This window comes from Pseudomonas sp. C5pp, from assembly GCF_000814065.1.
Classification (GTDB): Bacteria; Pseudomonadota; Gammaproteobacteria; order Pseudomonadales; family Pseudomonadaceae; genus Aquipseudomonas; species Aquipseudomonas asiatica.
This window is the reverse complement of the sequence record NZ_JWLN01000023.1, coordinates 41,985-61,027: the sequence shown is the minus strand read 5'-3', so window position 1 is coordinate 61,027 and position 19,043 is coordinate 41,985. Positions and strand designations below refer to the sequence as shown.

The following is a 19,043-nucleotide window of genomic DNA, read 5'->3' as shown; positions in this document are numbered from 1 at the left end:
CTATCTTGATCCCACATGCCTGAATCGGCAATCACGAGGCTGAGCGATCGGTGTGGATAAAAACGTGATGGCTTCAGGATCGTCGATCTGGGCGGCTTCACTTGCGAGGTAATCGATCAGCTTTTTGCTTCTTACCCAAACGTACTGCCGGCAAGCCGCGTTTGGAATGGATGGCCCCGCAACGGGGCGAAACCTGGCCTCCCAAAGGTGCTTGAACGCCTCCCTGGTCGACTTCCCCAAATACACCGCAATCTCCGGTCCCAAGATATAGCCACGCCTGAATCTGTCGATGGCTTGAGGCTTAACCATCAATTGCGTACGCCGGCCTCGTTCGACAGCAGTGCTCCATAGCAGACCCAGTCGAACGAACGCGTATGCGCATTGTTCTTTGACGCCTAACAGCGCAGCAGCCTTGACTACCGACAGGCCGGGAAAGACCGGACTCTTGTTCTCAGCTCGGGCTTGTTGCCACGCTGCAAAATCTTGCGGCTTGAGTAACCACGCCCCTACCGCAACCGAGCCATTCTCAGCTGGGCCGTAAGCGCGAAGTTCACCTGCACGTATTGCCTGAACCAACTCGACCAACCCACCCCCCTTGGGCAGAGAATGCTTGGCCAAGTAGTTGATCGACACCAGGCTCTGGTCAGAGCTGGTAGGCAGCTTCTCATCAATCAATTCGTTGATCGAGCGGCAGTCAATCAGCCACCTTTCGCCTGGGCGCGGTTCTCCACCAAAGAACTGGAGGGTACCACCAGCTAGCAGCTGCCTAACCCGATTGCGACAGAGGCTTAGCAAAGTCGAGGTTTCTTTCATATCAGCCACGCCCTGGAGATGCTGCGAGATTGCCTTCAAATGATCCAGGTCCACGACCGTAAAGACTCGATCTTCATGGACCTTCTCCCGATAGGCGATTTGTCCCTCCTGATGAAGGCGTTTTATGACTGATACCCCGAGACCACAAGCTTCAGCAGCAGAATCGAACGACACCCAACGATGTCTCTCAATCGTCTCCTCACTCAAATTGCGATTTCGCTTCGCTAACGGTGCTTCCCACGCATGCTGCAGAAATGATTCGAACTCTCGACGAAGAAAGTCAAAACAAGAGTCATCCAGATCACGGTGGATGTCGTGGTATATCGGGCCGAACGATCTGCTGAGCGTCCAATGTTCGTTATCGGAATGGACTGCCTTGAGGCCACTCAGCAGTTCTCTGAATGCGAGAGGCCAGTTCATGAGAACCACGCCCGCCGCGTTTGCCATAAGCCGCGATATCTCTAGCGAACCCGAATCAGCAACCTTCAGCGGCTGGGTTCTTTCCGTAGGCAAACTTCTGACAGCGAGACGCGATGACAACTCGTGAAACTGTTCGTAGGTGAGGGCCGCCAATCCCGCGTCAGCTGGCAACGAGTCGGCGTAAAACCTATCTTCAAAGCCAGAGGTGAGCCAGGCGGCCGTATCACTCGCCGGCGCGATCTCAAAATTGGTCCCACTCAATGAGGTGCCACACGCTTGGCAACTATTCGCACTCATTGCGCTTGGATCGGTTTCCTTCAGACAGTTGGGGCACCGCCCGTGGAGTTCAGTGCCGTGGACAGAACACGTCGTAACCAGGGTCAAGCCCCAGCTTTCTCTCCAATAACCGGCTTCGCCCAAACAGATCGGACAGTAACGAGCGTGATGAGTCGTCCATAACTTGACCCCCTTGGGCCTTGGATCACGAAACTCAGCAGATACCGCAGGCCAGCTCAGTGGTCCTTCCATCATCTGCAGCCAGTCCGCAACATCGGTCTCGTCGGCTCGTGCAAAGGCGGTGAGCAGTTCCTTTCTGGGTAATCCGTTGGCTTTCGCCAGGCGCTGCAGGTACCCCAAAAGACTTTCGTCTTGGTGTGGTCGTGGGTTGATTAAAAGACCAAACATTCCTACACATCCATGAAATCGAAGACATAAAAATCAGGGGAGTAGAGCCGGGCCGATAAGCCCGGCCCTTGGCCGTCAGGTACTGCTCTCTTCGAACGTCTCAAACGGCTCCCGCTTCCCGAACAGAGGCTGGAAATTGAAGCTCGCACTGAAGGGGTTTCGATCCTCGGTGGCGTAGCTCCAAACCTCGTCTTCAAAAGCCTGGGCCAGCACAGGAAGTTCAATCCCGACAAGGTCCTGGACTTGAACCAGCCAAACAGCCCTGTCCACAATCTTGATGAGGTAGTCGATCAATCCATAGGAAGCCAGGTAGAAGCGTTTAATCATCGCTGGCTCTACAAAACTGATGGTTTGAACAGGCAGTTCGCCCTCGATTGCCTGCAACAACATCACGAAATGAAGAGACGTATTAGCGGAGAAGGTGAAGCGATCGTATGCCACCGTGGCCGAAAACCTGCGTCGCAGTTGCTCGTTTGCTAGCAGGAGATTTTCGGTGCGCTTCAGCCCAATCAGAACAAACGCGATACTGGTTTCATTCATCAGACTCTTGATCCAGTCTGCTGCCTCATACGCACCATTACGACGATAATCGACCAGGTGCTGCGCCTCATCGAGGACCAACATCTCCACGCCAAGGTTCTTCAGCAGCAGGACTACTCGCGCAAATTTAACCTCTGCCGAATGTCCTCGTGCCTCTGCGAAGGGATCCTTCAGCTCTGCCAAAATGGCTGCTGCCAGGTTCTTTTTGGTTGGAGACGAAGGCATCTCGACGAACAGAACTGTCCGCTTCTGTGGGTCATGGCTCTCCAATTCCTCCAATGACCGAATGTACTCCTTGACCAATGTGCTCTTGCCCACTCCGCTTGGACCTTGGATCAGCAACCCTTTACTTGCTCTGGTACGCCGACTATCGCCGTGGATATCGCCTAGTCGCGTCAACGCTCGCTCGACTTGAGGGCTGTGAATAAAACGATCGCGGAGCGTAAAGCTGTATTCACCATGCTCGTAGCATTCGTACAGATTGATGGCGTTCATGGCTTAGAACTCCCAGCAGGGCGACGAACCGAGACCTTGAAGGCTGCTGGCGGAATGTTAGGAATAGAGTCACCGGTCCATTCCACTTCAGCGAGTACCTTGGGTGGAGGCGTGCTTTCGGTCACTCGACCCTCCTTGTCGATTTTCGCTATGGCAGCTGCGCGTCGTTTTCTGAGCGTCTGCGAACGGCGGGCCTCGTCTGCATCTTCCATAATTTCCTGGTAGCACCTGTGCGTAGCCTCGAAGCTAGGCTGCTCATTATATTTTTCTCGCAGCGCTTTCTCGGCAGCCTTCCACACCTCCCTGCTCTTACCGGCCATTCGCTCATCTTTGGCGGGCACTTTGAAGAACAAGTTTCTGAAGCGGTCGTGAACCCAAACGTGCCCGGCTTCGTCTCGATAGCGGACGTTTACCTTTTCTCCGTCTGCCAAACGCATACGGAGCTCAGCAAGTTCCGTAGAGTGGTAGCCCACTTTGGCAACCTCGATGCCGTAATGGTGAACCTTCACCGAGGCCCGCTTGGCCAGAATGCACTCCAACGAGTCCAGGTCGACGGGAAGGCTGATGACATGGTTCGCCTCGCTAGTCCCCCAGACTTGAGCCGGTGTTCTGTTGTCCAGCCCCCGATGAGGAGTCTGGTGGTAACCATCGACGATCCATTTCACTACCACCGCCTCCAATTGAGGGAGCGTGAAACATGCATTCTTCTCCGAGTCGTAATCGCCACGCTGCTGGATATTCGAGAAGGTGGTACCCGGGAGGTTGTGGATAAGCCCCAGGTTCTGTGTGCTGAAAAAGCGTTCGACGGCACCTTTCCTTTGAGGGGCCCTTGAAGCGGGATACATGATCTCGATACCCAACTCGTTGAATCCCATGATGAGATCGCCCGCGTGAAATTCCGCTGCGTTGTCTGGGACTATTCGAGCCGGCAGCCCACGTGCCCACCATTCATTTCTCACTTTCGGAAAGCGCTTCAGCAATTCGGCTTTTGGACGGATTGAGCGTTCGATCACACGAAGCACGGTTTCCGTATTTGGCGCCGACAGGTGGAGCAAATATCCCATCACCATTCGAGAGAAGCGGTCGAGGACGATCGTCAGATAGGGGCGCCCAATGCACAGCCCCGAGGTTTCATCCACAAGCTGGACGTCCAACAAGGTGTGATCAATTTCCCAACGTTCCAAAATCTCATGGACACGTAGGACACCCGCCGCAACACGGTGCTTCTTGTCTGCTGCGTGTTTTCCGAGCCTCTCCTTATCCACAAGGTACGGATCCAGCTTGGCGATGTACCTTCGGACAGTCATTCCGCTTGGGATCTTGAGCTGATCCGAAGGCAAACGACTTTTGTTCCTCTCTTTTATCTGATCTTCGAATTCTGAAACGACCACGCTGACCGCTGGAATCGTATCCTGCAGGTAGGTTTTATTAATCACCCCTTCAAGAATAACTTCGAGCTCTCCCTGTATCGCGGCAGCCCGACCCTTTTTGGCATGCTGAGGGATAAGCTTTACTACGTTCTGGCCAATGTATTTGGCTGCCCAACGTCGAATAGTGGAAACCGAGGGTGCGCACGCATCCCCAATCTTTTTGGCGATATCTCTAAGTTTCTTGATCATGTCTTCGTCACCCGGTAGCTTGTATTTACCGCGCTTAGTTAGGTCGTCCAGATACTTGCGTCGACGCAATGCCTCATCTCCATGTTTTTTGGGGAAGCATGAAATATCTGGAGGGACGTTCCGCACATACGGAACCTTCCCAAGGTATGGCTGATCAGCGGAGATCTCGATCTCGCGCTTCTCGTAGGCCTCATAGAACTCCTTCTCGGATAGCTTCGTGGGCTCACCAAGCTCATCGAAAAAGAGCAGCTTCCGGTCAATAAGCCTCTTCTCAAGCACCATCAGTACGCCACGAACGATGACGACCAATTTCACCCTAAGGGAAAAGGTTTGCATGACGGTGCCCCCCTTGCAGGAAGACCGGGGAGTCAGTGTCAATTGACCTATCAAGGTCAATGCCCACCACCCCAAGGCCTAACAAGCGCCAGGCTTTCCCCTCACCAACCACGTAGAGCAGATCTGCAACGGTCATAGGCGGCCATTCGTTGAAGGTCGCCATTACCTCCTCCAACGCCTGATGCGAAAGCTCTGGACCGCGCCGGTGATACATCAGCCTTCTAAGATTGGTAGCCAGGGGTTCAGCTTCAATTAACTTTTCAGTGATCACCGAAAAGTTACGGGCAGTGGCGTTGAAGTAGCGCTCAGCGGCATCCAGTCGCTGCCTGACGCTGGCAATCTTCAGTCGGTCGTGAGGCTTCACTTCAAACCACCACTCGCGCCCATCCGCGAGGAAAACCTGTACGTCTGGGTAATATTTGAAGTAGCCCTGGAGCGATGGAACACGTTCCTCACTGGGCTGCGGGACGTAGCCGATGACCGCAGGAGACAGCTCAAGAAGCCGAAAAAGAGCGCCTTCGAGCTGGGACTCCCAGGGCACAGGCTTTTTATTTTTGAGCGATGGGAAGTAGCCGCGGTAATGGTTGGACCGCCGCGTGACCACCTTTCGTACTGTCATGAAACACCTCCGAAAATCTCGAAACGAGCGCCGACGCTGCGCCAAAAAATCAAGGCGCAGGGCGGGCGAAGTGAGGCCTTTCGACAGGCAACACTGTGCCGTCGAGTAACCTCGCTAAGGTCGAAAAAATGGGAGAGGATTGACAGTCGCTTCGAAAAAGCAGACATTGCGGGTTCTGAGGACGCAAGTCTGCTTCGCTAAGCGCGGTCAGTCCTCTCGGGATTGATCGCGTTTTTCTACATTTTCAGGTCTCCTTTTCTCTCATTGGTCATGACTCTCATGACTGATCAGAATCTAAAGCAATCGGCTTGCTCTCTTTATTACTAAACGGCCACTTCGTGATCGCTGGAGCAATTTGGATCAGGTCTGAAGCTCTCGCTTCAAACAGCTGATTTGGCTGAAAATCTTCAGTGCAAAGCGGAAAAGTTGGTCATAGATCTTATTCCAACATCCCTTCGAAATCTACAAAAAATCCAAAATGGCAACTTCCACCAAATTCCATTTCCATACTAAATTGTTCAAATTAATACTTAACACGTACGCTTAATTAACTATTAAGGTGTTCAAATATTAGTTTTAAAGTCCTCTCAATCTCTCTGCTGCTCAGATCCGCCCGCCGACCCTCTCAGCACTTCCAGCGCCCCATCAAATCACTTCCTCAAATCCCCCCATCTGCATCATTTTCCAATGAGCGGAGTAGGGCGCCCCGGCAGGAATTCCAGGCAAAAAAAGCCCGCGAAGGCGGGCTTGATGGTGACCGACAGGGGCCATGGTTGAAGCCCGGCCGGTCATCTATTTGTGAAAGCGTGCAGCTTTTCTGTGAACCTACAACGCCTGCACTGCCGGCCTGAAATGATCTGTCCCCTCTTTCCTGGTCTGCCCCAGCACTCGACCTGTGGTACCATCTTATTACGCATACGTGTTATGTATCAGTTTGCTTTATGTTGCTAAGGAGGGTGTGTGATCTCTGGTATAGCTCTGGGTTGCGATTACCAAGGTCGGCATTTCGGTGCGTCCTATCCCGACGCGCAGTGTGTTGATGGGTTTCTTTGGGATGAGGACAGTTGCGACGAACCAGGTGGCGCCTTGCGCCATGGCGGTGACATCCCCTGCCCAAAATGTAATTGGGCTGCGCATGCTTCGTACTTCGCCACTGACGAAGCAGGGCTCGCGCCGGCCCTAGGTCAAAACGATCGGCAGGGGGGCACTGCGTCTGATCAGTAGTCACGTTTGTCGCTGGACTGTGAACCACTCCATTCCCTCTGATCCGATGAAGGAAATGACGCTGTGACACTACATCTTGTGTCCTCTTCAGCTGCTTTCAACACAATATCTAGTGGTACTAAGGAAATGAGCGACCATGCCATCTGAGTCCGATTTGCTCGAAGTGCACCAGCCAATCAACCCCGACGCGACAAGCGTTGATGTGACCTGTCCGCACTGCCATACCACCGAAGAGTTCCATGCCTCGACCTGGCGACAGCAAGACCCACAGGGGCATTTTTCGTTGGCGCCGATTCGCGCCTACGGCGTGACCTGTGCAGGCTGCCGCACTGATTTCCGTTTCAAGCTGACTGCGGCGGTAAACCCTTGGCCAGCAGGCCGCACGCTCGACGTTGCGTGTCCGGCCTGCCAGCACACGGTCACGACCCAGATTGCTGTGGTCCGGCAGATGGATGGGCCTAGCAGGCCAGACACCTGCGACGCATGCGGCAATGATTTTGAGGTGTACGCCGATGGTCGCGTGATTGTGATCGAATACGAGCGATCCAAAGGCCGGCGCAATTTGCTGCTTGAAGCTATGAAGGCCGGGGGGCAGGTGATTTTTGATCCCCGTGGCGCCGAGACTGCGCCCTTCATCACCGATGTGGAAGTGCTGCTGGGGGGCGTACCCGTAGTGATCCATGCGGATGGCACAGAGCAGTTTTTGGATGATTCGGCGGAACCTGTCTATGCCTATTCGCCACGCCTAGCAGCCGATGAGCTGGAAGCGTTCTGCAAGGCAAATATCGCCAAGTACGAGGCATTCAGTGCTGAGCATGGCAATGACAAGCTCATGACCGAGCGCGTTCCTATGACCCCATTCTGGTAGGGATATCGACCGTGACCACCAAGCTCAGTGAGCCGATGAAAACCGTACTGATGAAGCTGGGGACCGGCTGGGGCTGGGATGACTTCGGCGTGCATGGCCCATTGTCCTACGCTGCGCGGGTGCGTACCTGCGAAGCGCTGCGAAAGCGAGGGCTGGTGTCATTCGCGCACGGTGACTACGACCTGACGGCAGCCGGCGAGGCGCTGGCCAAGCAACTTAATGACCGGGCCAAAGCCGCCCAGGTCGCGCACTAGGGAAAATGAGCCATGAACTATTTGGATCGAGCGACCGACGAAGCGGGGTATCCGGTAATGGGGTTTGAGGCCTTCTACCAGCAAGGCATTTCCTGCTTTGTATGGGGCCTGCCAAAGCCATTGGTGCGTAAGGCTTTCCAGCGCGTCTGTGCCGATCAGAAAGCACAAGGCCGCGTGGTGGCGATGTGGCAGGTGCGTGCGTTCGTATACGGCCTTTCAGGGCGCTTTGAAGGCGGGCAACGTGAACGCAAAGCGCCAGCAGGGTATCAGTGGCCAACGCCGCCTGATGCGTCTTGGGAGCTGATCGTGTGCATCTATCCAGGCGGCTCATTCGACCTCGATCTGTTGCACCCGGTCAGTTGCCGCTTCTGGTCAGAGGACAACGGATTCTTCGACGTACCAACCGAAGCCCGTTCGCTGATGAATCGCGAGTGGTTTGAGTCGATGGGCTTCGATGTGATGACCATGCAACCAGCGATGCTAGTGCAGATTGCCGACTCAAAAACGCCTCACCTGAAACCGGTGTGAGATTCAAGGAAGGTCACGATGAGAACCGTTGAGAAGATGGTACGCATGCCGGTCTGCATCGGCCAGGAACCACTGGTGGGAAACTACTACACCGTCGAGTGCAAGCTTTGCGGTTGGGTCGGTAGTTCGGAAGTGCTGACCGACGACTGCCAATGCACCCAGGATGAGGGCGACCGGCTCTGCTTGGGTGATACCGACGAAATCGGCACAGACCGCTTGCTCGAAATCGTCCAGGCCATGGACCGGCGCCATGGTGAGTCGCAAAAGGCTTACCAACAGCTTATCGAGCACACCAACGAAACCGAGCAGCACCTGGACAAGGCCGCCGAGCTGCTTAAGGAAATAGTCCAGAGTGGCCAAGCCTACCGCGAGTGCACCGACAAGGGGAGCGCGACCGGCCGGCGGGTCGCGGCCGTGCTTGGCTACGTCGCCCAGTTCCAACCAGATCCGCACCCGGTCGAGCCGGATTAAATGCCCGTGACCGAGCCCCAATGGCGCGAGTTTCGCCCCAGTAGTTGGACTCGCAGTGACTTGGCCGGTGTCGCGCAACCGCACGGCGCAGACGACCAGCCCGAGGCGGCTTATTGGCTGGCTTGGGCGCCGTACATAACAGGTGATCGAAGTGACCCAGGCCATCCCGATCAGGTGATGCGCCGGCGCTTCAAAACCAAGGAAGCGGCCATGGCTCACGTCGACAAGACCTGGCCCAAGGGCCGCTGGCAACTGAACTGTTAGCGGAATCGCATGGCCGCTGGCTTAGCACTGCTGACTTTTGACACCCATTCTCAAACTGGAAAAAGTATGTCACCACTTCGAAATCTTGCCGTGTACGGTTGTATCGCTCTGTCGCTGGCAGGGTGCAATGACAAAAAGATCAACGTGACCATCCCAATGGGCGCTGTCATCTACGCAAAACTCTATCACCTCGGTGATCCTGCGCTTGGCACTGTTCTGCCGACCGAGTACCGCGCAGGTGGGGCTGGCAAGGTGGATTATGATTTTTCTCAGGTCCTGGCCGGCGGCGACTGCGCTCTGGGCATCCCCCTCGAATGGAACAACAGCATGAAGAAGCATGTGGCTGCGACCGCCACACTGTCGTGCGACGGAGTTGAGCAGCGAGAGCTGAAAGGCTATGTGGTCGACAAAGATGGGAAGCAAGGCCTGGACGGCGTTGCGTTGGGCGGTGTGGTCTCGTTCGTGGTGACCGAATCCGTTTCCGTGAAGTAATGAGGATCACGGATTGATCGAACTAGGGGAGGGCAATGGCGCCCGACTTGAACGTCGAGCGCGAATTGTGCGGGGCGATTCGCTTTAAGCGGTCACCTGAAGGCCGAAGGACTCTGCAATACGGCCGACAATGGTCGGGAGGTCACCCTGGATCTTGAGTGCTTTGAAGTCGAGATCCTCGGTAGCCAGGCGGTCTAGGAACAGCTGCATGTCCGCGGTGATGCTTTCGGGCAGCTCGATCACTTCGCCGGTCAGCAGACTGGTCAGGGCCAGGACATCGTTCCGGTGCTTTCTGATGTCCTTACTGTCTGCCCCGCCTTCACCGTTTTCTTTGCGCTGAGACAAGTCGAGCCAGGCTTTAGCCTTGAAGGGGATAAGGCGATCGGCGCCGATATAGGTCAGCTCCTCACCCTGCTGGCGGCCGGACAGTAGGAACTGGTAATAGTCCTCGTTCAGCAAAATGGCGCTTAAGCTCGAAACCGATTCGTCTGTTGGGATGGGGGTCAGCGTCGCGTTCTCTTCGTGCTCCAGGCCTTCCGGCGCCCGCGAGAATAGTTCGATCATGACGGGGTAGGAGGGATCTGTAGGTTTTTGGAACCGATAGAAAATGGGTTCTGGACGCTCGCCGCCTCTCTGCTTGATCTCGTAACCGCCACTTTTTATGAACGCCCAGAACCTTGCAACAAAGTCGGCATTCAGTGCTTCGATTACCAAGACAACGTCCAGGTCCTTAGTGACCCTGAAATCCTCGCCCGCGTCCTCCATTGCGAGAGCTGAGGCAACGCCTCCGATCAGGACGTAGCTATCACGAAAATCATGGAAGTGTTTGCCGAAGACATCCAGGCCTATTACGCTAACCAATTGACTTGCTCCTTGAGTTCATCCAACGCAATCTGAATGCGTTCGTCAGGGTTTTCATCCAAGCTCAGATACAGCGATGCCGCATCTGCTATGTAGTGTCTTTCGGTGAGCGACGGATACGTCCAGATCTCCACCCACTCCTCGATCCCGTCCAACGAATCTATGACTTTGAACGCATCAAGCGCCAGCATGTCGTTGAACACTTTCTTGGTCATTCCCCACACGGCCTGTTTAGGCTCCGCCAGCATCGTGTATTTGGCCAGGGCAGTTTCCCCGGCGAGACACACACCGGGCGCCATGGGGAGAGTGTTGCGGGTTATGCCAACTCTCTTTCTGACGGGGGACCGTAGGTATTGCTTGGCCTTTCGGAACACCTCAGCTGGTGTCCCGTTGAAGGCGTAGGTCTTCCAGTGAAGGTCGCTCTTTGCAGGGGTGATCACCTCAAGGGAGGTCAGCTGTTCCACCGCCTTCGAGAGTGTTACCCGGCTGTAATTGAGACCGCCCAGGAGGGCGTTCGTCGTAAAATAGGCTTCGTCGGTTTTGCCGGCATACAGGCATGAGAGCAGCATGGCTTGGGCTGCCGGGAGGAGGGCGGCCACCTCGCTTTGCTCTCGACGCAGGCGGAAGCTTTCGCGCAGGTCCAGCGCCATTTCTGGTATGAACATCTGAAAGCTGGGCTGGATGAAGTTGACCTGATGCGTGATCAGGCTGCGGCGGTCTTGAACCGACAATGATCTGCAGACGTAGACGACCACCTGTTTGGTGGCCTTGTGCACGAGCTCGATGTGCTTCTGCAGCTTCACGATGCCCGGATAAGCAACCTCATCACGCGAGACCAGCAGCATCATATTGAGCGCCGAGCTTTTCCCCATCGGCATGCTCAATTCGTAGGTCTTGTAGCTATCCCGGATGGTGTAGGGGACCCGGAGTGGCACCGGCGTCAGGTGCGCTGTCACACCTAGAACGGACTCGATGTAGGCCTTAGCTTCGTCTTGTAAATTCGGCATATCCTGGCTCCGTGTTAACCACTTTTTTTCACTGTAAACCACAGAGGTTTACAAGTCAAAAAAGTGGTTTACAAGCCAGTGTTTATGGGGGTTAAAAGGATTCCATTCTGCCTATGCTGCAACTGATGCAGCGCGCATCTCAGTATGCGCTGCGCACTGCACAGTGTGAAGCGCATACTGGGCGTTTCAGCCGCCATGGCTTGGCCTGCTGACTTTTCCTACAGCCGTGACGGAGCCGTCTGATCGACACCAATGACTCAGCAGGGGAAGGTCTGGTTTTTACCGAGCAATGGACAGGAAAATGGCTATACCAACCACCAGCGATCTGAAGCTGCCTCTCAGCTTGCACCTGGATCAGAACACCCTTGACGCGATCGAGCGCTTCAGGGACGCACGTGCGGAACACTTGAAGTATGCGCACGATGAGACGGCTACCAGCGCAGAATTGTTTCTGGCGCTACAGCGAGCTGAGTTCGACCTGGCCACGGCGGTTGACAGGCTTTTGGTCGAACACTCCAGCATGTCGAACTGTCGGGGCTTCTAGGGCTTCGTTCTGACCGGCTCGTAGGGTGGCATGGAGGGCGGGGAGGCCTACCCGCCTCAGCCTGGAGAGCAATATTCCACCGAGATCCACAGCTCATTCACCAAGATGTTTGCCTTGGTAATGTCATGGCCAAAGACTCTGTTTTCCTTGATGGCAGGTCGATTGCTGAACTCCCCGAAACGATCGTTGCTGATGATGTAAGCGTTCGGGGAATATGCCAATTCGATGATCATTTCATCGGCGCTGCGGCCTCTGCCGACGCGGTACGTCTCTACTGACGCTGGGAAGGTGCGTTGAATGTCCTCCCACGAAACCTGAAGCTTTCTCGTGATGCCTGGGTCAAAGACCAGAATGATCTCACTGCCAGGCCAGTTTGAAAGCAGTGCCGGAACGAGTGCACTCAAAGCGTTCAGTCCGATGAACTGTTGATTCTTGCCCCGGCCACGATTGCATAGGTTGCTCCCGTCAATGATCAGCCGCTCGATGACCCGACTATCGCGCTGCCGGAGCGACGCCATTCGCTGCTCCCATTTTGCGAGCTCACGCTCAAGGTCCTCAACATCGCTGGTTTTGTGCCTGACGACCTGGGCAATGTCATCTGTTCCGAAATAGTTACTACAAGCCCCCTTAACTTTCGCGGCCTCCTCTGACCGTGGTGGTGCGTTTCGGTGGTCATCTCGGAAAATGATCGCTTGGGCCAGCTTCTCCTTGGCCACAATCAGACGCTCGCGATATTTGAGGCACTGTGCCTGCGGCACACGAATATGCTCTTCAAACCTGGCAATTTTGGCTGCAAGACTTTCAACGGCTGGCTGCAGTCTTGCGATCTGCGAACTGTAGGTGGCGTAGTCGGAATCGGTTTCGAGCCAGTCCAGGGTAGAGTGGAACTGAACATCGTATCGAAGCCTCTGTACCAGATGCTGCTGGGTGGCTATCTCTCCATTTTCGCAAATCAATGCATCCAACCGTGCAGCTTTCTCGGCTAGCTTGGCTTCCTCTGCCTCGGACATTTTTTGGGGGGGAGGAACCCGCCCCGTTACAGCGTCGAATGCTTGCCCGAGCAACGAGCGGTGCGCACGATAGACTGCCTCGTGGACTGTGGCACGATCGATCAGGGTTAATCCACCCAATTCGGAACTCTCCCGTTCGAGCTCCTCTAGTTTCACCTCGGCATTTTTGAGCGCCAACTTGGCCTGAGCTTCATCAAAGCGAGACAAGTGGCCGTAGAGTTCGTACTGCTCCCGCAAGCCCACTTCAGCCGCGGCAAGGGCGGCGACAGCAGCTTCGTACTGCGCACTGTAGGGGTTGTGATCCATTGCGTTTCCAAATGATGGAGTTCTGCGTACAACCGATGCGCACCGTGGCACCTGCCTCTTAACGCAGTTGAGCGGCCACTTTAAGGGGAAGCGGTTGGAGAGTGAAGAGCAATGGGCCGCGACGGTGGGCCTTCGGCGATCTGAGAGACGCAACCGGGGACGCCACGCATAGGCACACCCCGGCATTCCACTGGCGCATTTTCTGCTGGGGCACGTACGCGAGGCGGGTCATTGGGGTGTCGCTTCCACGCCGAGATCCGTGCCCGCCACTCACATGCTAGTTTATGTAGCTATTAGAGTCAGTTCTTAAGGCCATCCATCGAGGCGTGCAGCATTTTTTCAACCATATCTAAAATTAGGGTGCAGATACCTTTTATGTTGAACTCAGGCAGTCTCTCAACCCAATAAGACAGCGCCGCGAATCCCGCGTGACCAATGTCAAGGTCATCCTCTTTACAGAAAAGCGCGCTCTTCAGCATTGGCCCATCAGCCATGCTGCCAACCTGGATTACTATCAAAAAAATTCCTGTAGTAGGTGCATTGCCGGCAAAAAACCGGAATTTATGGCTTGAGTGTTCACCTCCTGTTAGCTCGAAAATATACTTGCAGTGCCCATGGCGAGTTATACATCCGAAGGCGGCTGTGCACTCCTCAACTGTCTTTGGATAAATGACAATTGGTAGTGATTTAACTAAGTGCAGGAGGTCTTTGGTCATGATTTTCGATAGGGGTACCCGCCCCTTCATGAATGACCTAAGTGCCCGACTTGAAATGTGCTCAGGCAAATACTCTACGATGGGGTACGCCAAAGCGTTTAGCGTGGCAATTAAGCCCTCAGTTTCGGGAGACCAATAATGTCTGGTTTCGTCAATAAGTTTATATTGGTCAACGTCATTTGGCTCCTCATCTTCGTCCTGGAGGAACAGCCAATGTATCCAGCGATGATCGTCATTTTCCTCGCTATAGCAGTACGCTTTGCCTATGGCCGGCATGGGTACCTGCCAGCTTTCTTTGGTTACCCAGTCGGTATCAAGACGAAAATATTCGTCTGGGCTTAAAGAGATTGATGGTAATGAGGGTGATATCGCCAAGTGTTTTTCAAGTAGATGATCTCTGCTTTTGTCATGAGGGGAGGATTCTACAAGGATGCCTTGGCGTTCAGAAACCATCTTGCCAATAATGTTCAGTAGGGACTCTACTGACGCTGGCTTTCTCAATAGTTCGAAATCCTCCCAGTAAATTATTGATTGCTCGTGCGCCTGAACCTTGCTAGCGCCGAAAGTGGCGTCAGTATCGGTCACAATTTCCTTGAGTTGGCCATCAGGATCAATTAGCTGAAGGATGCCCTTCAGGGGAACGACACTCAGTAGCTCTTCGTCAATGCATAATTGGTCTGGAATGCCTTTGAGGAAAGGGTTTGATGCCCAAGCTTCGTATAGAAAATTAGCTATCGAGATTTTATCATTGTGTTTGAAGAACCTCTGGTGATAGAGGTCAAGGCCCGGAACATTCAGCGTCAGCGCAATTACTGGAATCAATGCAAGGCCTTCTGCTTCTGAAGGGTTTAGGCCTTCACTTACCCAGAACGCTTCACGCTCTTCGCTCACAAAAAGATATTTATGCTGAACTATGGTGAAATGATGAGTGAGCATGTCAGCCTCTGGATGGCACTGAAATATTTTCGGCTTGAGCAGTAAAGTTTCAGCTCATGAATTTCGGTTTATGTTACACCAATAATTGGATTCTGCAACTTCTCTAAGATCCGGTCACTTAGCTATGCCTATCCACTCACGGGCGCGATTTAATATTTTAAATTTATAGATTCTACTGGCGTATCTATACTTGATGGGTAGAAGTGTTCCCCTGCGGTGGCGCCTCGCACTTCTCCGAGAGGGGTATGTGAGCCGTTTTGGGCTTGATTGCTGGATGGCGGTGGCTCCCCCAGAGCACAAAGCGGCGTAGGAATCCCCTGAATGGTTGTAATACTAGGAAGTGACGGCACTCGAAAGGATGAGCGATGAATCAGTATAAAATTGTTGAGCGAGAAGTAGCGCGAGCCGAGGCTCTGATTGCTGGTTACCTTGGTTTTTACGCAGGCAGCATTGACCTGGCCTACTTCAACGCAGCCTCACTCAAGCGGGTAACCCCAGAGTTCAAGCGTTGTGTGCAGGTCATCCAGGATCTCGCTGCCATGCCGGTGGTGAGTCAATCTGCGAGACGCAACATGGTGACCGCAGTGGACCGATTGGCCGACCTGGTTCGGGCACCTCAAATGAAGCCTTCAACTCGTACCCTCTGGGCTATTGAGGATTGGATTCGTCGCACCCCGCTGGCCGTGGTGCGCCATCTGGCCGCGATTGTAGGGCCTGTGGCAGCGGGTATCTGGGGAACCATCGATAGTAGTGCAGAAGCGGATGTAGGCGTGGCGATTGCTGCGGCCCTGGTGATGCTGTCTTTCGGCTGCAGCCTGAGCCATCTCCGCGACCCAGATCACTCTATTCAGAAGGGGGTGCTGGCGTTCCTTGGAGCCGGTGCCTTGATCCTCGTGACGAAGGGCGTCCTGCTCACATTCTTTGCTTTCGCAGTCATCTCCGCGGGCTTCTTCATTCGAGATGTCGCAGTGTGGTGCCGCAGATCGAAGTCGGGCGCTGGAGCTGGAAATCGTGGTGGTGATGAGCTGTTTGAGGGCAATGACAGCCTCTATACGCCGGAGGAGCTCTACGACATTGGTGGTGGGCCTGGGCCTGCACTTAGTGAGTACGGCCTTGCCAAGGACGATGATTGAGCCCGTCACCTTCGACACAGGGCGGTTGCGCCGTGAAGTTGAGGTCTAGGGCCTAGGCTAGGCCTGGCAGCTACTTGAGGGGCAATGGCTTCAATGACGCTCGGCCTCGACTTACAGGCTGGGACTAGGCCGAGCAGATGATACGGTTTTACTTACCTTCGCCGTTTGCCCGGGCGAACTGCGCAATGTCCAGTGCCGACCCATCGTAGAGGTCGATCGGCGTGTAACACCACTCGACGAACCATTCCTGGACCTGCCGGCGGGTGAGGGGGCCATACGATCGCTGGATTTTGTTGAGGCTGACGAGCCCGCAGATAGGATTGATGATCCAAAAGCCAATGTGCTTGGCGCTGAGGAAATAGGTTGCGGCGTAGAAAATGGCTGACGCGGTGTTCCCGTACAGCTCACGGATCTGAAGCATCGGGTAAAAGAACACAGCTGACGTGACCAGTGCGCAGATAGCCACAAGGAGCCACTGATTCCACAGCTTTAAGGCCATAAAGCCTGTAACCCACCATTGCTGTCGCTTGTCCAAATCGTCCCATTTCATTCTGTTTGGTGTCCTTATGCAGGGGCCTGAGGGCTGTAGAAATGTAAGGCAATGGGCCTTGATGTTCGTTTTCGATACTAAATGACTTATCTGTACGCGTTATATGTTATTTTCTCGCCATGCAAACCATGTCGGGAGATCAATGGTGACTTCAGCAAAACACACCCGCAGACGTGCGGTTTTTTGGGGGGTAGCTTTGCTGGCCCTGGTCGGCGGGCCGTTGGCTTATAAGGGCCTTGGGTTGAACAATCTGAGGACCAGTTTTTCCTCGGCGACGAGCGAGGAAATTCAGGCGGCGGCCCGTGATTCCAAATGCGCGACTCGGCTCCTGGTGGATGCCAATCGGAGTGCGCAAGACATCCGGGTCAGGGATCTGGATTGGGTCAAGGAGCGCTGTGCATTAGTTGAGCGCCAGGCAGCGGCGTTCGAGGGAACGGCACAATGAGTAGCTCCAAAACCGCGGCCTGCCGGCGGACCTCCAAAATTCAGATTCGGCGCAACTATGTGGTGGGCGCCGTCTGCCTTCTCGCGTTTCTCGCTTCGTCGTTCGCATATCAATTGCCAGGCCTTACCGCTAAGGCCGCTTCCTTTGTGGTTGGGTACTGGGCGGCACTGCCGTTTGTACACCTGGCTACAGGGCATGGGTTCGGCTTCAAGAAGAAACGGGCAGCACCTTGCGGCGGCGCTTGCGTAGATGTCCACGAGCGCTGTGATGCTCAACGCGAGGATGAGGAGGCTTCCCAGGAGCAAGCTGACGGTGCTCCGCATACCGGTCCGGCAATCTCGCGTTCACCGTCCGTCCAGTCCCAGTAATCAGTACAGGTCGAATCGAGATGAAACGAAAATTCAAGAATGGTGATTCTGGCTGGAAGACAAACTGGCTCGGAGTTTGTGAGCGACCTCGGTTTTTCACAATCCACACACTCAAAGCGCTCGCAATGATAGTTGTATTCACGATTCTCAGCTTATTGCGCTCAGCAGCGGTTTTAGTGCTGGTTGCCCTGCTAGTCTCCTTGGTTGGCAAATTATTCACTCCTCTTGAGCTATTGGACGCTCAAAGTCGTGCGGTCCTGGGTGGGCCGCGAGACTATTTTGTACTGACAATTATGGGCCTGATTTGGCATGGACTGGTGTGTGATTCATTCGCTGCATTTCGGAAGTGGCGGCAGCAGCGGAGTCGAAATGAAATTAAAATGAGCTGATTTCTGGGGCTGCTCATAAACCGAAATCATATTTAGGAATATGGTAAATTTCCTATGCTTGTCGAAAAATGGAAAGCTCTTGATCCGACAGTTAGGGATCATCTTATCACCGTACCTATAGTGCTACTGTTGTTGGCCTTGGTTATATGGGCTGTCTACCATTACGCTCCGGAGAAAGTTACGCGGCCTGCTGGAGAGGTGAAGTCTCTTGTGCTGCATGACTCTGCTTTCTCGACCATTACGACCCTGGAAACAACTGATGGCTGGTATCAGCTTGAAGGGGCAGTCTCGGGGGGCTAAGGGCGATAACGTGAGTATTCAAGCTCAGGGCGCATACAGGAAAGCGTGCATTGCATCCCAGGATAGCAAGGCGTGTTACGATATTCGCTGAGTAAAATTTAAATAGTAATGCCCAATCAGTGAAATCAAGAGACCGATAGCTCCATTAAGCAAGACCGAGGAATTTAGGTTACATGAACGTCCAGGAGAAATTGCGCCACTACGAAGCCACGCTCATCGCTGCCCCGCGGCGAATTTTGGCCGGTAAACATGACTGGAAAAATGACATCACAAGTGACGCTGGGGTTTACGTGATCTGGGAGGCCGGTATTGCACGATACGTCGGTGAGACATCGGCACTACGCGCCCGAATGGGCGACCTTACCTCGTTTAAAAACCACTCATTTGCGAAGGGCACTTGTGTGCGCTTCAATATTGACGCCAGCGACAAAGAGGGTCTAGTCAAAGCGTATTCGAGTAACTACGAACTGTCCTTCTGCGCAATTCCATTAGGTCGCAAGGAAGTTGAGGAGTACCTGATCTTGCGCTGGCGCTCTAGTCTATGGAATAAGGTGACATCACGGCTGCTCGATGGGCACCAATACAATTGGGTTGTTCCTGCAGCATCCACCTCCGAGAATGAAGCCGGCGGTACAACTGCCATCCAGGCGCTGCAAAGCAATCAGACGAAAGAGCTCGATACTGAGCTGGCGGAAGAGCTTTAGGGCTTACCCCGTGCTCTGTATTCCGGGGTGTCCGGCCGACCTGATGGTTTCGCAGGAATAATAGAAAATCAGTAAATTATGAGTTGTTTTCTGGCTTTAGGCATTGAATTGACATTCGATACGGCTTTCATGATTATAGGTACGTGT

Annotated in this window: 18 protein-coding genes; 9 read left to right on the top strand and 9 right to left on the bottom strand. The window is 54.1% G+C overall.

Annotated elements, in window-relative coordinates; translation table 11 throughout:
- From RR51_RS18780 to RR51_RS18765, 4 genes are all read right to left on the bottom strand, one after another.
- Positions 1-1,917, bottom strand: a complete 1,917-nt coding sequence (locus tag RR51_RS18780; RefSeq protein ID WP_010951430.1) for a TniQ family protein — start codon at positions 1,915-1,917, stop codon at positions 1-3.
- 75 nt (positions 1,918-1,992) lie between these two features.
- Entirely contained in the window at positions 1,993-2,952 is a 960-nt protein-coding gene (locus tag RR51_RS18775) for a TniB family NTP-binding protein (protein ID WP_010951429.1), read from the bottom strand.
- Complete coding sequence (locus RR51_RS18770) at positions 2,949-4,907, bottom strand: DDE-type integrase/transposase/recombinase (protein WP_016497347.1); 1,959 nt, start codon at positions 4,905-4,907, stop codon at positions 2,949-2,951. The genes RR51_RS18775 and RR51_RS18770 overlap by 4 nt, the downstream gene beginning before the upstream one ends.
- Entirely contained in the window at positions 4,888-5,526 is a 639-nt protein-coding gene (locus RR51_RS18765) for a TnsA endonuclease N-terminal domain-containing protein (RefSeq protein WP_011953077.1), read from the bottom strand. The genes RR51_RS18770 and RR51_RS18765 overlap by 20 nt, the downstream gene beginning before the upstream one ends.
- A 1,360-nt stretch (positions 5,527-6,886) precedes the next feature.
- Here RR51_RS18765 and RR51_RS31600 point away from each other — a divergent pair.
- The 5 genes from RR51_RS31600 (at position 6,887) to RR51_RS18740 (ending at position 9,627) form a co-directional block, all read left to right on the top strand.
- Positions 6,887-7,618 (top strand): hypothetical protein, encoded by a 732-nt coding sequence (locus tag RR51_RS31600; RefSeq protein WP_039614375.1) that lies wholly within the window; start codon positions 6,887-6,889, stop codon positions 7,616-7,618.
- Positions 7,619-7,629: 11 nt separating this feature from the next.
- The gene (locus tag RR51_RS18755) at positions 7,630-7,872 is read left to right on the top strand and encodes a hypothetical protein (RefSeq protein ID WP_023662185.1); all 243 of its coding nucleotides are present in this window, start codon (positions 7,630-7,632) and stop codon (positions 7,870-7,872) included.
- A gap of 12 nt (positions 7,873-7,884) precedes the next feature.
- On the top strand, positions 7,885-8,400 hold the full coding sequence (locus tag RR51_RS18750) for a hypothetical protein (protein ID WP_039614374.1): 516 nt from the start codon (positions 7,885-7,887) through the stop codon (positions 8,398-8,400).
- Positions 8,401-8,418: 18 nt separating this feature from the next.
- Positions 8,419-8,871: a hypothetical protein gene (locus RR51_RS18745; RefSeq protein ID WP_023662183.1), complete on the top strand. Its 453-nt coding sequence runs from the start codon at positions 8,419-8,421 to the stop codon at positions 8,869-8,871.
- 273 nt (positions 8,872-9,144) lie between these two features.
- Positions 9,145-9,627: a hypothetical protein gene (locus tag RR51_RS18740; RefSeq protein ID WP_223817442.1), complete on the top strand. Its 483-nt coding sequence runs from the start codon at positions 9,145-9,147 to the stop codon at positions 9,625-9,627.
- Between the two features lie 84 nt (positions 9,628-9,711).
- Here the strand turns inward: RR51_RS18740 and RR51_RS31280 are convergent, their stop codons facing one another.
- On the bottom strand, positions 9,712-10,488 hold the full coding sequence (locus tag RR51_RS31280) for a hypothetical protein (RefSeq protein WP_039614372.1): 777 nt from the start codon (positions 10,486-10,488) through the stop codon (positions 9,712-9,714).
- Positions 10,476-11,495 carry a hypothetical protein gene (locus RR51_RS18730; RefSeq protein ID WP_023662180.1) on the bottom strand — a complete coding sequence of 340 codons (1,020 nt, stop codon included), beginning with the start codon at positions 11,493-11,495 and terminating at the stop codon, positions 10,476-10,478. The genes RR51_RS31280 and RR51_RS18730 overlap by 13 nt, the downstream gene beginning before the upstream one ends.
- Before the next feature lie 301 nt (positions 11,496-11,796).
- Between RR51_RS18730 and RR51_RS18725 the strand changes: the two genes are divergently transcribed.
- Positions 11,797-12,039: a hypothetical protein gene (locus RR51_RS18725; RefSeq protein ID WP_039614371.1), complete on the top strand. Its 243-nt coding sequence runs from the start codon at positions 11,797-11,799 to the stop codon at positions 12,037-12,039.
- Between the two features lie 56 nt (positions 12,040-12,095).
- Here the strand turns inward: RR51_RS18725 and RR51_RS18720 are convergent, their stop codons facing one another.
- Both RR51_RS18720 and RR51_RS18715 read right to left on the bottom strand, forming a co-directional pair.
- The gene (locus tag RR51_RS18720) at positions 12,096-13,355 is read right to left on the bottom strand and encodes a hypothetical protein (protein WP_039614370.1); all 1,260 of its coding nucleotides are present in this window, start codon (positions 13,353-13,355) and stop codon (positions 12,096-12,098) included.
- Between the two features lie 299 nt (positions 13,356-13,654).
- Positions 13,655-15,007 (bottom strand): hypothetical protein, encoded by a 1,353-nt coding sequence (locus tag RR51_RS18715; protein ID WP_039614369.1) that lies wholly within the window; start codon positions 15,005-15,007, stop codon positions 13,655-13,657.
- A gap of 365 nt (positions 15,008-15,372) precedes the next feature.
- On the opposite strand from RR51_RS18715, the gene RR51_RS18710 reads away from it, so the two are divergent.
- Positions 15,373-16,140: a hypothetical protein gene (locus RR51_RS18710; RefSeq protein ID WP_039614368.1), complete on the top strand. Its 768-nt coding sequence runs from the start codon at positions 15,373-15,375 to the stop codon at positions 16,138-16,140.
- 148 nt (positions 16,141-16,288) lie between these two features.
- Here the strand turns inward: RR51_RS18710 and RR51_RS18705 are convergent, their stop codons facing one another.
- Entirely contained in the window at positions 16,289-16,690 is a 402-nt protein-coding gene (locus tag RR51_RS18705) for a hypothetical protein (RefSeq protein WP_039614367.1), read from the bottom strand.
- Positions 16,691-16,835: 145 nt separating this feature from the next.
- On the opposite strand from RR51_RS18705, the gene RR51_RS18700 reads away from it, so the two are divergent.
- Together RR51_RS18700 and RR51_RS18685 are read left to right on the top strand one after the other, a co-directional pair.
- A complete protein-coding gene (locus RR51_RS18700) occupies positions 16,836-17,135 on the top strand; it encodes a hypothetical protein (RefSeq protein ID WP_177328672.1) in 300 nt (99 codons plus the stop codon).
- Positions 17,136-18,365: 1,230 nt separating this feature from the next.
- A complete protein-coding gene (locus tag RR51_RS18685) occupies positions 18,366-18,896 on the top strand; it encodes a hypothetical protein (protein ID WP_039614366.1) in 531 nt (176 codons plus the stop codon).
- The last annotated feature ends 147 nt before the right edge of the window (positions 18,897-19,043 follow it).

Excerpts from the sequence above, each read along its gene's own strand:
- RR51_RS18780 (WP_010951430.1), bottom strand. The coding sequence starts at position 1,917 with ATGTTTGGTCTTTTAATCAACCCACGACCACACCAAGACGAAAGTCTT.
- RR51_RS18775 (WP_010951429.1), bottom strand. The coding sequence starts at position 2,952 with ATGAACGCCATCAATCTGTACGAATGCTACGAGCATGGTGAATACAGC.
- RR51_RS18770 (WP_016497347.1), bottom strand. The coding sequence starts at position 4,907 with ATGCAAACCTTTTCCCTTAGGGTGAAATTGGTCGTCATCGTTCGTGGC.
- RR51_RS18765 (WP_011953077.1), bottom strand. The coding sequence starts at position 5,526 with ATGACAGTACGAAAGGTGGTCACGCGGCGGTCCAACCATTACCGCGGC.
- RR51_RS31600 (WP_039614375.1), top strand. The coding sequence starts at position 6,887 with ATGCCATCTGAGTCCGATTTGCTCGAAGTGCACCAGCCAATCAACCCC.
- RR51_RS18750 (WP_039614374.1), top strand. The coding sequence starts at position 7,885 with ATGAACTATTTGGATCGAGCGACCGACGAAGCGGGGTATCCGGTAATG.
- RR51_RS18745 (WP_023662183.1), top strand. The coding sequence starts at position 8,419 with ATGAGAACCGTTGAGAAGATGGTACGCATGCCGGTCTGCATCGGCCAG.
- RR51_RS18740 (WP_223817442.1), top strand. The coding sequence starts at position 9,145 with ATGGCCGCTGGCTTAGCACTGCTGACTTTTGACACCCATTCTCAAACT.
- RR51_RS18730 (WP_023662180.1), bottom strand. The coding sequence starts at position 11,495 with ATGCCGAATTTACAAGACGAAGCTAAGGCCTACATCGAGTCCGTTCTA.
- RR51_RS18725 (WP_039614371.1), top strand. The coding sequence starts at position 11,797 with ATGGCTATACCAACCACCAGCGATCTGAAGCTGCCTCTCAGCTTGCAC.
- RR51_RS18720 (WP_039614370.1), bottom strand. The coding sequence starts at position 13,355 with ATGGATCACAACCCCTACAGTGCGCAGTACGAAGCTGCTGTCGCCGCC.
- RR51_RS18715 (WP_039614369.1), bottom strand. The coding sequence starts at position 15,007 with ATGCTCACTCATCATTTCACCATAGTTCAGCATAAATATCTTTTTGTG.
- RR51_RS18710 (WP_039614368.1), top strand. The coding sequence starts at position 15,373 with ATGAATCAGTATAAAATTGTTGAGCGAGAAGTAGCGCGAGCCGAGGCT.
- RR51_RS18705 (WP_039614367.1), bottom strand. The coding sequence starts at position 16,690 with ATGAAATGGGACGATTTGGACAAGCGACAGCAATGGTGGGTTACAGGC.
- RR51_RS18685 (WP_039614366.1), top strand. The coding sequence starts at position 18,366 with ATGAACGTCCAGGAGAAATTGCGCCACTACGAAGCCACGCTCATCGCT.